General features: G+C 54.5%; 10 protein-coding genes. 3 read left to right on the plus strand and 7 right to left on the minus strand.

Annotated features, from left to right (window positions below; genetic code table 11):
- Window positions 1–87 precede the first annotated feature (87 nt).
- Entirely contained in the window at window positions 88–5157 is a 5070-nt protein-coding gene (locus tag DESU86_RS13260; protein ID WP_232088430.1) for an Eco57I restriction-modification methylase domain-containing protein, read from the plus strand.
- Here DESU86_RS13260 and DESU86_RS13265 read toward each other — a convergent pair.
- The gene (locus DESU86_RS13265) at window positions 5123–5395 is read right to left on the minus strand and encodes an HU family DNA-binding protein (protein WP_179981464.1); all 273 of its coding nucleotides are present in this window, start codon (window positions 5393–5395) and stop codon (window positions 5123–5125) included. The two genes, DESU86_RS13260 and DESU86_RS13265, sit on opposite strands and share 35 nt — an antisense overlap.
- A 309-nt stretch (window positions 5396–5704) precedes the next feature.
- Complete coding sequence (locus DESU86_RS13270) at window positions 5705–6082, minus strand: hypothetical protein (protein WP_179981465.1); 378 nt, start codon at window positions 6080–6082, stop codon at window positions 5705–5707.
- A 471-nt stretch (window positions 6083–6553) separates the two neighbouring features.
- Between DESU86_RS13270 and DESU86_RS13275 the strand changes: the two genes are divergently transcribed.
- The gene (locus DESU86_RS13275; protein WP_179981466.1) at window positions 6554–6925 is read left to right on the plus strand and encodes a helix-turn-helix domain-containing protein; all 372 of its coding nucleotides are present in this window, start codon (window positions 6554–6556) and stop codon (window positions 6923–6925) included.
- Between the two features lie 428 nt (window positions 6926–7353).
- Here DESU86_RS13275 and DESU86_RS13280 read toward each other — a convergent pair whose 3' ends face one another.
- From DESU86_RS13280 to DESU86_RS13295, 4 genes are all read right to left on the minus strand, one after another.
- Window positions 7354–8085, minus strand: a complete 732-nt coding sequence (locus DESU86_RS13280) for a hypothetical protein (protein WP_179981467.1) — start codon at window positions 8083–8085, stop codon at window positions 7354–7356.
- On the minus strand, window positions 8075–8857 hold the full coding sequence (locus DESU86_RS13285) for a hypothetical protein (protein ID WP_179981468.1): 783 nt from the start codon (window positions 8855–8857) through the stop codon (window positions 8075–8077). The genes DESU86_RS13280 and DESU86_RS13285 overlap by 11 nt, the downstream gene beginning before the upstream one ends.
- Before the next feature lie 153 nt (window positions 8858–9010).
- Window positions 9011–11317 (minus strand): TraI/MobA(P) family conjugative relaxase, encoded by a 2307-nt coding sequence (traI, locus tag DESU86_RS13290; protein ID WP_179981469.1) that lies wholly within the window; start codon window positions 11315–11317, stop codon window positions 9011–9013.
- Window positions 11314–11655, minus strand: coding sequence for a plasmid mobilization protein (locus DESU86_RS13295; protein WP_179981470.1), 342 nt, complete (start codon window positions 11653–11655; stop codon window positions 11314–11316). Before DESU86_RS13295 ends, traI begins: the two co-directional genes overlap by 4 nt.
- A gap of 216 nt (window positions 11656–11871) precedes the next feature.
- Here DESU86_RS13295 and DESU86_RS13300 point away from each other — a divergent pair, with 216 nt between their 5' ends.
- On the plus strand, window positions 11872–12225 hold the full coding sequence (locus DESU86_RS13300) for a hypothetical protein (protein ID WP_179981471.1): 354 nt from the start codon (window positions 11872–11874) through the stop codon (window positions 12223–12225).
- Between the two features lie 227 nt (window positions 12226–12452).
- Here the strand turns inward: DESU86_RS13300 and DESU86_RS13305 are convergent, their stop codons facing one another.
- The gene (locus DESU86_RS13305) at window positions 12453–13901 is read right to left on the minus strand and encodes a UvrD-helicase domain-containing protein (RefSeq protein WP_197957569.1); all 1449 of its coding nucleotides are present in this window, start codon (window positions 13899–13901) and stop codon (window positions 12453–12455) included.
- Between the last annotated feature and the right edge of the window lie 66 nt (window positions 13902–13967).

Genomic DNA, 13967 nt, shown 5'->3' on the forward strand with positions numbered 1-13967 from the left:
ATCGCCGCCATCCGCCTGCTCAAGGATTTGCAGGAACGCAAGGTGGATGTGGCCGGGCCGGATGAAAAAAAGGTTCTGGTGCGCTATGTGGGCTGGGGGGGACTCCCCCAGGCCTTTGACGCCCGCAACGAAAAGTGGGCTGCGGAATATCAGGAGCTGCAAAGCCTGCTTGCGCCGGACGAGTACGCCAAGGCCCGTCGTTCCACCCAGGACGCGCATTTCACGTCCGAAACCGTCATTCAGGGTATTTACCAGGGCCTGAACACCCTTGGTTTGCGTGAAGGCGGGCCGCTGCGCGTTCTGGAGCCTTCTGCGGGCATCGGCAACTTCATGGGGTTGATGCCCCAGGGCTACAATGCCGACATTCTGGCCGTGGAACTTGACCCCACCACAGCGGCCATTTCGCGCTATCTCTACCCCAAGGCCCGGCACCTGAACAACGGCTTTCAGAATGTGGAGCTTCAGCGGGCCAACTTTGATCTTGTCGTCGGCAACCCGCCCTTTGGCAAGCAGACCCTCTACGATCCCAACTTCCCTGAGCTGCGCGGCTTTTCCATCCACAATTACTTTCTGGCAAAATCCGTCAGTCTGCTGCGCCCTGGCGGCATCGGGGCCTTTGTGGTCAGCCGCTTCTTCATGGACGCGGCAGACCCCAGCGCACGGGCGCATATTGCGGAGTCCGCCGACCTTCTGGGGGCCGTGCGCCTGCCGGAGACAGCTTTTCGGCAGAACGCCCTCACGGACGTGACCACCGATATTCTCTTCTTCCGCAAACATGACGGTCAGCCTTTACGCAGCAAGGATTGGGTGCAGACGGCCACGGTGGAAGCTGAAGACCTGAAAGAAGGCGGCACCCGTCCTGCCACCATCAACAAATACTTTGTCGAACTGCCCGGCCAGATCATCGGCAGCATGGTCTATTCGGGCGGCATGTTTCAGGACGCGCTCAACTGTGTGGCTCCATCAGACATTGATTTGGGTGCGGAAATTGCCAAGCGGGTGCAGGTGCTGCCGCCCATGCAGTATGTGCCAAGGGAAGAAAGCCCGGCAGCGGCCGTCAGCGAAGCCCGCAATGAAGCCTTCATCGCCTCCGACTACTTTCAGTCCCTGAAAATGGGCGCGTTCTGCGTGGAGCCGCAGAGCCGCAAAATCGTTTTCAAGGCTGCCGGTGGTTTTGGCGACAGCACCTACGAAGCGGTGCCCATCAAGAATGATACGGCCCGGCAACGCCTTGCGGCCATGATTCAGGTGCGCGACAGCCTGCGCGACCTTCTCAATCTGGAAAAAAATGACGCAGAAGAGAAAATGATTGAAGGCGCACGGCGTCAGCTCAACGTGCAGTATGACAATTTTGTGCGCCGCCACGGGCACCTCAATTCCCAGACCAACCGCAGCCTCATGCGCGAAGACCCGGAGCATTCGCTGCTGGAGTCGCTGGAACTGGAGTACGACAAGGGGCTTTCCAAAGACCTGGCCAGGCGTCAGGAGCGGTCTCCGCGTCCGGCATCGGCCCGCAAGGCCGCTATTTTCCGGCAGCGGGTGTTAAAACCCACACAGATAGTGGATCGGGCCGACACGGCCAAGGACGCCCTGGTCATCAGCCTGCGCGAATCGGGCAAGGTGGATTTTGCCCGCATGAACCAGTTGCTGCACCGCCCGGCAGAAGCCATTCAGAAGGAATTGCAGGACGAAGGCCTGATTTTCCGCAACCCGGCCAGCGCGGAATGGGAAATCCGCGACAAATATCTCACCGGCAATGTGCGCGACAAGCTCCACAGGGCGCGGGCTGTGGCAGTAGACAACCCGCAGTATCAGCCCAATGTGGAAGCCCTCACCGCCGCCATGCCGCCAGAGATCGAGGCCGTGGACATTGGCGTGAAGTTCGGTTCCACCTGGGTGCCCGGCGAGGTGCTCTCCGACTTCATCGAAGAGCGCATCCACGGAGGCCGGGGGCATCAGAGCGTCAAATACGTTCCCATTCTGGGGCGCTGGGAAGCCAAGGTGTCCATCTATGACCGGTCGGCCAATACGGAGGTATGGGGCATTCCCGAATACCCTGCGGAAAAAATTCTTGAATCTCTGCTCTCCAATCGCCCCATCAAGGTGGAAAAGGAGAGCGGTGCCTATGACGAGCAAGACCGCCCTATCATGGTGGTGGATCAGGAACTCACCGCCGCCGCCATGCAGAAGGCCGATGAGGTGAAGCAAGCCTTTCTGGATTGGGTATGGACGGATGACGAGCGGCGCACCATGCTGGCCACGCTGTATAATGAACGCTTCAATACCCATGTGCCGCCGCGCTATGACGGCTCGCATGTGCAGCTTGTGGGCGCGTCTTCTGACGTGACCCTGCGACCGCATCAGAAGGATGTGGTCTGGCGCGGCATTCAGGAAGGCACGGCGCTGTTTGACCACGTTGTGGGCGCGGGTAAGACGATGGCCTGCATTGCTACCATCATGGAATCCAAGCGCATGGGCTTTTGCGCCAAGCCGATGGTGGTGGTGCCCAACCACCTGCTGTACCAGTGGCGAGATGAGTTTTACCGATTGTATCCCGGTGCCAACATTCTGGTGGCCGACAAGACCGACTTCACAAAGCAGAACCGCGAACGCCTCTTCAGCCGGGTGGCCACCGGCGATTGGGACGCCGTGGTGGTGGCGCATTCCAGCTTCAAAAAAATCGACATGCCCCGCGATATGCAGGAAGAAATCCTGCAAGAACAGATTGATGCCGTCATTGAAGCCATTGCCGACGCCAAGGAAAACAACGGGGGTCGGGCCACCATCAAGCAGCTTGAAAAACAGCGGGAGAAGATGGAAACCCGCTATGAGGCGCTCATGGCCAAAACCGGCCCCAAGGACAGGGCCGTGGATTTTGGCGACTTAGGGGTGGACGCGCTCTTTGTGGACGAGAGCCACGAGTTCAAGAACCTGAGCTATACAACCACGATGAACGTGTCGGGCCTTGGCAATATCACAGGTTCTGCCAAGGCTTTGGACATGTTCATCAAGTGCCGGTATCTGCAAAAAAAGAATGATGGCCGGGGCGTGTATTTCATGACCGGCACCCCCATCAGCAACACCATTGCCGAAGTGTATACGCTGCAACGCTATTTGCAGTCTGATGAGCTGAAAAGCAAGGGCATCGAGTATTTTGACGCCTGGGCATCCACCTTCGGGCAGATCACCAACGGCTGGGAACTTGACGCCACGGGGGTGAATTACAAGCTGAAATCGCGTTTTGCCAGCTTTCAGAACGTGCCGGAGTTGCTCTCCATGTACCGCTCCTTTGCGGACGTGGTGACGAAAAACGATCTGGACGAACAGGCCAAGCAGGCCGGTATGCGCCCCCTGACACCTCCGATCACGGGCGGCAAGCCGCATAATCATGTGGTGGAGCGTTCCGGCGACCAGGCTGTCTACATGGATCAGATCATCCACCGTATGGAGCATCTGCCCAAAGACCCTCGCATCGACAATCCGCTGAAAATTACCAATGACGCCCGCAAGGCCGGGCTGGATTATCGTCTCATTGACTCGGAAGCCGGAGACAATGACGCTTCCAAGGTCAACGCGGCGGTGGATCGCATCGTGCAGATTTGGCAGGACACGGCGGCGGACAAGGGGACGCAGCTCGTGTTCTGCGATTTGTCCACACCCAAGGGCGTGGGGTCGGCAGCGCCTGCCCCCGTCCCCGGGTTGGAGTTTGTGGAAGAGGACTTTGGAGCGGGCGCGTCTGAAGACGTGGGGGATTTTTCGGATCGGGATGACGCAGCGCCTGACACGGATTCGGTGGAACCCGGCGACGATGACGGTGTGGACACATCCGTGGCCGCAGACATGGACGCCTGCGTGGCCGCTGATGCGCGTTTTTCCGTTTATGAGGACATGCGGCAAAAGCTCATGGAGCGCGGCATTCCCGCCGACGAGATCGCCTTCATCCACGATGCCAATACCGACATCCGCAAGGCCAAGCTGTTCAGCGACATGCAGGCGGGCCGGGTGCGCATCCTGCTTGGCTCCACGGCCAAAATGGGCGCGGGCATGAACGTGCAGAAACGCCTTGTGGCCGCGCATCATCTGGACGCGCCGTGGAGGCCAAGTGATCTTGAGCAACGCAACGGGCGCATCATCCGCCAGGGCAATAGCCTGTATGAGCGCGACCCGGACAAGTTTTCCGTAGGTATCTATTATTACGCCACAAAACAGACATATGACGCCAGGATGTGGCAGGTCATAGAGCAAAAAGCCGCCGCCATCGAGCAATTCCGCAAGGGCGACCTGCTCCAGCGCGTCATTGACGATGTGCAGTCCGAAGCCGCCAATGCGGCAGACATGAAGGCAGCGGCCTCCGGCAACCCGCTCATCCTCATGCAGGTGAAGCTGGCCAGCGACTTGCGCAAGCTGGAAGCCCTGTATTCGCAGCACCAGCGGTCGCAGCACCGCCTGCGCGACCGCCTCAAATGGCTTGGCGCTGCCGAAGAGAGGCTTGCCAAGGCTCAGGAAGCCTACGCCGCCAACTGTTCACAGCGCGACAGCCACACCCGCACCTTCAGCGAAAAGGGCAAGGAGCGCATTCGGCTGGAGTGGTTCAAGGACGGCAAAGTGCTGGGGGAGAAAAACAGCGAGCAGATCCAAAACATCTTGCGTGACGGCGTAAAGGACATCACGCGGGAAGCGCGAGCAAAGCCCACCCTGGGCACCTACCGGGGCTTTGAGGTGTCCATGCTGCGCTCGTCACTTGGGGCGGGCGGGGACGGCTTTCGCCTGGCCCTCAAAGGCAAGGGTGAACAGGAGTTTCAGCCCGACAATTTGGTCTACGGCTTTGACGAAAAGTTCAGCCTCTCCGGCATGTTTCAGCGCCTGGATAACTTTCTGGATAAGGGCCTTGAACAGGCGCACCAGACCTATCAAACCAACGTGCGCCAGGAAATGGCGGAATTGGCTACGGTCAAGGCCGCTCTGGGGCAGGAGTTCCCGCAGCAAGGCGAACTGGCCCTGGTGCGCGAGAACCACGGTGCCGTCATGCGCGAATTGAAGCGTATGCAGGATGAACCGGGCTATGTACCAGAATGGCGACTTAGAACGACATTGCCTGAAGCACAAGAAAGTCTGAAGAGGGCTACAGACTTTCCTTCAGTGCCTTGCCGGGGGTGAACTTCACCACCGTTGACGCAGGGATTTGAATTTCAGCGCCTGTCCGAGGGTTGCGGCCTTTGCGGGCAGCGCGCTTTGTGGTTTTGAAGCTGCCAAAGCCCGGAATGGTAACGGCATTGCCACTCTTCAATGTCTCGGCAATGCTGGCAAATAACTTTTCATACGCTGCTTCGGCTTGGGCCAGTGTGGCAAGCCCGGCTTCTTCTTTCAGTTTTTTGATCAGGTCTGATTTGCTCATAAGCCCTCCATAAGTATTTCGGCAAGGTAGCTCATACTCGCTGCTCATGCAAGTCGGCCTTTATGAAACGCTCAAGCCCCTCTTGCTCTGAAACAAGAGGGGCTGTGTACTGTACCGTGCGACCCCACATATCAGGCAAGTCTTACATTCAACTTTGGCAGTTTGGGCAGACCAATTGACCTGCATGGATGTATGCCCCTTTCAGGGGCTTTTTGTCGCCGTGACTTGTACAGATAAAATACTGTCATTTTCTGCCATGCAGACAAAAAAATAGAGGGAAGGCCTGAAAGAGCCAATTTACCGCTTTTTCTAAGAAACATATTTTACGGTGGCCCCTGCTTCAAGCTTTTTACGATTCATTTCGAAGCGTACAGAAAAATAGCCCATATCTCCTATCTGCATGATGCCCATCACGTTCATGCTGGGCGGCAGATCACCATGTTCCTCTCCCCATTGATCATTTAGGTAAGAAACAAATTTCTTATTAAATTCAACGCTAAAAGTTCTGGCAACGTCATCAACCGAGGTGTCAGGAACCGTTAAAATTTGCGTCCAGGCCGTATCTGCCTCTTCTCGTTTGTTCCAACCGGCACTATTCAGAAAAGTATAAAAACCGTCCCGATAGCTTTCAGCATCTTTCAAATCAAGCGTGAGCAGGGAATACAATAACGTTGTATCGCTAGCCATATTTCCTCCATCTGAACTGGGCTTAGGTTTTCTCCTATATTAAATAAAACACACTACTACACCGTCAAGGGGAGAATCGGCTCCGGCCGCCTGCGCAATGTAATGTGCGGCAGCCGTGACAAAAGGAGCGTAGTAAGGCTTTGGCACGGAGGTGTGCGTGAGTGCCCAAGAAACTGGAGGGTTGGGTGGCTATGTGAACATGATTAGAGGCCGTTGCTTTTCATCCGGCCTTCGGGCATAAAAAAGCAGGTGCTTCTAACACCTTTATTCCTAGCGGGCCGTGGCTCATCCACGGGGTCGCTTTCCCGCACTCGCTGGTTGGCGACATTCTTATGTCGTATGGTCTGCCGGGTGTGCGAGGAATACAATACCCTGCTTGCAGGGGAATAACTCCGCCGCCGCTAGGACGGTTAGAAGCTCCCGGCAATCGCTTTTCGGTGGTTGCCATTCTGGCAACACCGGAGAGCTGTCATGACCAATCACACGTCTTTTCCCCTGCCGGAACCAGACGCGGGTGCCTGTCTTGCCCGCGTGTATGAAGCCGTTCCCTGCCGCACACAGGTAGAGCTTGCCGAATTTCTGGGCATTCGCCAGTCCAGCATTTCGGATGCGAAAAAGCGCGGCGCTGTGCCTGCCGAATGGCTTCTCAAGCTGCTGTTGATGAAAGGGATCAATCCTGTGTGGGTGTTGACCGGGCAAGGTTCGCGCTGGCTGCAACCAGCAGAGCAAGTACCTATTCTGCTTCCTCTGGCCACATCGGGTGGCGTATGTACACTGGAAGGGTTCAGTACTGAAGTCCTTCTGAAAGAGCTTTTGCGCCGCGCCTTGCACACAAATGCTTGAGGCGTTGACATTGTCGTCTTCGTCACGAGGCTATTCGTTGTATTGGTTGTCTCAATGATGCAAATTCATCCTGCGCTCGTTATCGGGTGTAGACGGTAACGGCTTTCGTCTGGCGCTCAGTGACAAGGACGAACAGAAGTGCCAGCCTGGTAATCTTGTCTACCGCTTTTACGAAAGACACAGCCTGCCCGACATGTTTCAGCACTTGATAGTTTTCTGAATAAAGGCCCTGATTCATCATTTAAGATATGCAAAGCATCACCAGCCTAGAACTGGCAGAAACAAAAACCGTTAAGGCCGCTCATGGGCAACTGTTCCCACAAAAGGTCAAACTGGCCCTTGTGCGCCAAAACTACGGTGCCATCATGAGTTAACTGAAGCATATGCAGGGCGAACCGGGCTATGGAAGTGATATTATAGGGGTATAGCTATTCAGTAATAATAGGATATTTTGCAAGCTCCTGCCTTGCTATATTCCATATGCTATCTTGTTCGGGAGGCAAGCCGCTCAAATGTAGACGTATAGCGTCTGTCAAAACAGTTTGCGCTTCTTCTGAGAGAATCCACGGCAGAGGGCGAAGACTGGCAACAGATGGTTCTATTGGTTGAATATGGTCAAGGCGTAAAATGGCACTGTGTCCACGTTCATGGGGCAAACTATCCCAAAAGAATTGAGTATACTGTAATGAGCGCACTCGCTGAACAAATTCAGGTTTGAATCCTTCTCTGATGCCGCCAGAGTCGACAGAATAATAAGGGGCAACCAAATACACAGGAGCAAATTTTGCCCTCGATGCTTTCTGCCGTAGATGTTCTTCTACAGCCGTACCTGGCCCAGCTAAAATAAGGACAGGGCGACGTTTGCCCCTGCCTACTGTAAGTATTTCACCGGGGAAACATGGAACAGCCGCAATGGGAAGATTGGTGATTTCAGGTACAGACTTCGCGTTATCAAATGCTGTCATTTTAAAATGTGCAACAGAATGATCTCCAGCATGAGACCCGCCACGTCCAACAGGCTCCAATACATAAGGGGTTTCACCAACATGCCGGACATGCGCTTCAGCCAAACACCACGCGGTTCTTTTAAGGTTATCCCGTTTTTCCCACCAGGAGGTGCAGAGTGGCTGGACACAATCTATCGGATAATCAGGGGTCATAACGAGCCTTTGATTTCCAAACATCTTCTGCAATAGAAACGCTTATGTTTCCCTCAGCCAAAGGGGGACTTATGTCTGCATCAAGCGCAGCAATCCCTTCAAAATAGACAGAATCGTAAACCGCAATAGGCTGCATAGTATTTTTTTTTCTTTTCGCTATTTGCTCAGCTATTTTTGCTTGCAGTATTTTTGACGCACTTGACTGCCATTCTTTGATTTTTTTTTCTTGTTTTGCCGTTAATGTAATATTTTTACTTTTGGTGAACACTGTTGGCTCAAAAACCCAACCAGATGGTGTAAAATCAAGGAATTCTTGCGGTGCAGCACGCAACATTGGTGGTGTATTGTATACGAAATGCAAAATATCAGAAGTACTATTCGCAAATTTCCTTACAGCCCTTGATACAAAACCTTGAATATCAATGCTTAAGTTCTTCGCCGCATCTTGAAGACACTCAATAGAGTTAATATTCCAACGTGTGTACCCGGTGTCAGAGAAGTCAGAAGGAAAATTGGCGGCCTGCGCACCAGAGGCTGTTAGGCTGGGTTCAATTCTTTGCCACAGAGCCGTATCCCAAGGGCCAAAATGATGGAACCTCCATTGAATGCCTGTAAAAGTTTCACCTTCATGGTTTTCGGCATAGGACAAATCTGCCAAATATATATATTTAATAAAATGAATAGGCCCTAGAGAGCGCTCTCCAAAATCATCAGATTTTTGAGCCTCTAGAAGAATATAGGCAAGAAGCGCGTCAACACGCTGGGTATTCATGGGGTATTCGCTTTAGCAAAAAGGCTGAATCGTAGAGCGACTGAAACGCACACGCTCGGTCTTCAACTAGCTATCATACTTGACCCCGTGTTGCCATAGGCAATTTTAGGTTCCCCACGACCACATCCGCGCTCATGCACTAATCAGGCCAGTTCATCGCATCCGCACACGCGGGGCTTCTTGCCTATCTTCGCGCTCCACAACCCCCTCGATCCTGCGCCAGTGCTCAAAATACTTCTCATTCCGCGCCAGGGCCACGTCACCGGCCACGCCGAAGGCATAGGCCGTCGTGCGCTCGGCATAGCGGTGCCAGTCACGACCTTCATTTTTGGCGCGGCCCTGTCTGATGGACGGGGCGCACTGGCGGATGGTTTCAGCCACGGCCTGCAGGCTGTGGCCGTTGGCCCGCAGGCGCAGCGCGATCATGGCGTCCAGGCGCGAGAAGTCTTCCACGGTCAGATGCCTGCGGATATTCTCAAAATGCGTGAAGTAGGCCGCTGTGGTGTCGGTGGGGCGCGGCGCGGGAGAGACAGGGCGGCGGGGCTGCACCTGCTGCCGTCTGGCTTCCAATTGGGCGCACTCCCGCTCAATGTGGCGTGACAGCTCCAGCGCTTTGGCGCATTGGCATTTTTCAGCCCGAAGCAGCTTGACCTTGGGGAAGGTGCCGTCCTCGCGCCGGTGCTTGGGCTTCAGGTTGCCGAAGCCCGGTGCCCGGTGCGGATGAATGCAGCCGGAGAGCTTTTTGTCCCCATATTCCCGATTCAACTGCTCGGTGAGCCGGTTGCCCACGTCGCGGTTGTGCGGGCTTTGCAGCTTGGGGATGGTGAGCACACATTGGTAGTTGTCCGGCGAGCTTTCGAGCACCACGGCGGGCCGGAAGCCGTCTTCATGGAGCTTTTCCAAGCTCTCCCGCGTCATGTCGTCAATGAGGATATGGTGCCGCCCCTCGGAAAGCGGCGTGTAGTAGATGTTTTCGCCGCGTTGCTGCAATCGCAGCATTTCCGGCATGTGGGCCTGCACCTCTTCCAGCGTGAAGCCCTTGCTCATGCCATTCTGCTTCTCGAGGATGAAGACTTTTTTGCCGCCGTCAGCCTCCATGCGGATGCAGGTGACGCGGACGCGATCCGCGTTCACCGCTGCCAGATACTGCTCAAAATACTGCTGCTCTGGACTGCTGACCGTGCTGAGGGGCGCGGGCTGCGGCACAAGCTGTTCTGCCGGAGGTGCTGACGGCATCGTCTCAAAACGCCTTCTGTGCCTCCAGCGGTCGGCCTGAACGTGCAAACCCCGCCTGCGCAGCCAGGTCTCAAAGGTCGGCCTGCCGCGCCGCCTTTGGGGCCGCAACTCCTGCCGAAGCTGGCGCACCTCTTCCTGCTGCTGCACCTTCAGGAAGTGCCGGGCGATGTTGAGCATGGAAAATCCGTGCTTGGCCACACGGGGCAGAATGCGTTGCCGCTGTTCCCTATGCCGCGCCCTGAGCGCCTCCCGCCGAGTGCTGTTTTCGTCGCTTTTGGGAGTCACTTTCGGGGTTGCATGGCGTTCTGCCTGATACTCGCGCCATTCCTCCAGATTAACCGTGCTCACGGGTTCTGGGGTCAGTTTTTGGGGCGGTTCTGTGTCCGTTGTGGCTTCCGGCGCGGGCACAAATTCGCCCAACCGCTTGCACAGCTTGCCCATGCCGAAGTCCCGATCCACGGACGAAGCCTTGACCGCAATGTCCCCCACAAAGACGATGGCTCCTGACCCCTTCTTTTCAAAACGCAGCCCTTTTTCAGCCAGTTTTTCGTGTAATTCTTGCCAGGATTGCGCGTTTTTGATGATGTCGTGCCCGCGCTCCTGAGCAATTCTCTGCGCGGATTTCTCGCCGGTGTGGCGTTCCACGGCCAGGGCTTCCTGACGGGGCTGGGGCGGTTTCTGTACCCTGTTGCGGGCGATTTCTCCGTCTTCCAACATCACATAGCGCGTATAGTCTTCACTGGCCCAACCCTGTTTGCGTTCCACCTTGGCGACGATTTTGTGCCCCTCTTCAATGTCAAAACCTTTGAAGGGCATCGCTACTTTCAGCGTCCCTGGGTGCATGCGATTGACGGCGATGTGGACGTGATAATTTTTCGTATTGTAGTGCAGGCCGTAGACGGTCTGATGCTCCGACAGGCCCATGTGCGCGAGAAATATGTCCACCAGTTCGTCCACCTGGGCAGGGGCAGGCTGCTCGTTCTCCTTCCATGAAAAAATCCAATGTGAGACAGGCATCTTGCTGTGGACGCTCTCCTCTGCAAGCAGAATCATCTCCAGTTTCTGGCCGACATGCGTACCGGACATGAAGTTGCGACTGCCCGCGTGGGCGATTTTTTCATGCGCGTTCGTATTGTGCGGATGGCGGATGTAATCCACCAGATCGCCGATTTGCCAGACCTTGGGCTTGTCCTGATCGGTGTATTTGACCTTCTTGACGATCATCGCTTTTCTCTCCCCAGACGTTCCACGGCGCGGCCCAAAATCCGCAGGGTTTCTTCCTGTTCTTCGAGGTGCTCGCGGCTGGCCCCGGCCTGGCGCAGCGTCTCGAAATGATGCTTGAGCAGCCCCCCGATGCGGCGCAGCTCGCGCAAGGTATTCATGTCCGTGTGGGCGACAATCCGCGACCTCGTGCAAGGGGGTCTGCCCCCGAAGCCGCGTCGCCGGATGCATTCGGAGACCGAAAGCCCGGACATGCTGGCCTGTTCTTCAAGCTGCGCCGCTTCCCCTTCCGTCACCCAGAGGGTGTACCTCTTGTGGAATTTGCCTTTCTGCTTTGTCATGCCTTTGCCTTTTTTCTTCTGCCTCTGGCGTGTGAGAAGCCTGCGCCGAAAACGCCTGCCTTGGGGAGTCCAGAGGGCACAGCCCTTGGCAGGGTGCGTGTTGTCGTCAGACAACACCCAGCCTGCCACGAAGAACCCACGACGGGGAGTGGCATAATTGTGTAATTTTTGCTGTTCGTGTAAGAATGGACGGAAAATCATTTCAGGAGGCAAGCAATGTCAAAAGCAGTCAGATTTGGGCCAGAACAGGTTGCCGCTGCCCGCAAGCTCTTGCAGGAGCTGCCGGTCAAGGAAAAGGACAAGTCCAAGCAGGAGTTGGCGGCGCATCTTGGCAGAGACATCCAGGCCGCATTGAAAAAGGGCTACAGCGCCAAAGACCTCAGCGAGTTGCTGAAAGAAAATGGTCTGGGACTTTCGGCGTCGCTTATTAAGGCGCACGCTGACGTGCGCACAGCTCACAAACGGAGGCCTGTGGGTGGCGCAAAAGAGGAGAGCGGTTCGGTAGTGTCTGGTGAAAAAGGGATGCCGAGAAATGCATCTTTAACAGATGACGCGGATGCAAACCAGTGACCATTTCAAGGAGACAACGAACGCCGTACCGGGCTGCCTTGAGGTAGCCCGCAAGACTACCTCGTGGCGTTGCCGATCTACTGATAGGCGAGCCAACTCATCGTTCATCTGAAGACTATACGGTTGACGAATTGATGGGTGAAGTACAGAGGTGGGGGCTGGAGAGATGAAAGGAAATTATATGTGGTAGAGCTAAGGAAATAGACGGATGCAATTCTGGGATCAATTTATACTGACAGGGTGTCCACCTTGGGGGGCACCTGTGAGCTCAAAGCAACAACAAAATTCCGAAGCAAGAGGCATGGGTCAATTTTTGGTGTTAATATTGTAGTCTTATTCTTACTTCTTGTAACGCTCACACGTAAGTTTTGTCGAGCCTGTGCCGTGACATTGTCTTCTGTGTTAGACCAAACAATTCTGTCTGGGTTGTGGGAAAGTTCGCGCTTGATAATAACGGGGGCACCTTCAAAGATGATCACTTCCTCAAACTGCTTCCCTTTGGCTTTGTGCATATTCATAATGATGACACCAGAATCTGGCTTTGATGTCGTTGCAAAATGTACTTGAACAAATGCTTGGCGTATGATTTTTAGGGCATTATGGTATCCGCCATTAGCAAGCCAGTCTTGTGAAAGAGCCTGGCGCAGTTGCGTCCCTCTTTCCAATATCTTTAAAACGCCTACATGTTTTGCAAGCTCTTTTAGGCGCACGCATTCGCCGTGCGCAAGAATATCCAAAATAGCCATCCAATCTTCGGCCGGATTACCCGTCAGCATAAGTGAACGCACTTGTTCGTGTACCGCTAGCGTGTTAAGAAGGTTAGCCTGCGATTTCTTTGTCTTAGTAGCGTTTTGTGCACTCACTAATTCTTCATAAGCCTTACTGATGGCGATGGCTTCATGCAAATCTTTCTTTGTAGGATTGCCGCCTTTTCTGCCCTTATAATAGGAACACAAGATGTCAATAAAACAGGCCTCGCAGTGTGCAGTTTTGGTTTGCATTAAATAAGCAACAACTTCAGCCCCAAGTATAGAGGCCTCCATTTCGGTGACTGCGGAATGCTTGATTGGGGGCATCTTTGCCGGAGGATTGTGCAAAACGTCGGAAACTAAGTGAACCATGTTTTTTGTAGGTACAAGCACAGCTAATGACCAATTTTTTCCATATTTAGAGACAAGCTGACTTCTGGCAGTATATATAGTTTTCACCAATGTTGTCATAGCGACGTTCGGAACGTGATCACACTGGATTAACTCGATGCCATGATAGCTTTGCTTGCCAAAGTCCCCCGTGAGGATGTCGTCTCCAAACTGAGAAATATCAGTTCCTGGGCTACGGTGGTTGTCTGTACCCAGGTCGAACTCTAGCGGTACGCACAGCCCCCGGAAATGATCCAGCCTTGCGGGGTCTGCGCCAAGCCAATCGTAGATACGTTGGTCTGGGTCTGCTAGCGCTATTAACCGGCAAAACTCACCTAATGCCTGAACAACTTGCCACTGGGCAGTATTTGTATCCTGAAATTCATCCAGAATTATCACAGGATGCATGTCGGCAACGAGCTTGCGGATGCGAGAACTCCTGTGGAGAAGGTCGCCGACTAAGGGGGCATACAAGTCGAAACAAACTTGCCCTTCTTCATATGCCAAGCGTTTTCGCTCTGTCTCCTCGGCGAGCAATTTTGCCTGCTCTTGTTCGGGGGTAATCTTTCTCGACGGAAAATTTGTACGGATGTGAGATAATGC

Source organism: Desulfovibrio sp. 86 (genome assembly GCF_902702915.1).
Classification (GTDB): domain Bacteria; phylum Desulfobacterota; class Desulfovibrionia; order Desulfovibrionales; family Desulfovibrionaceae; genus Desulfovibrio.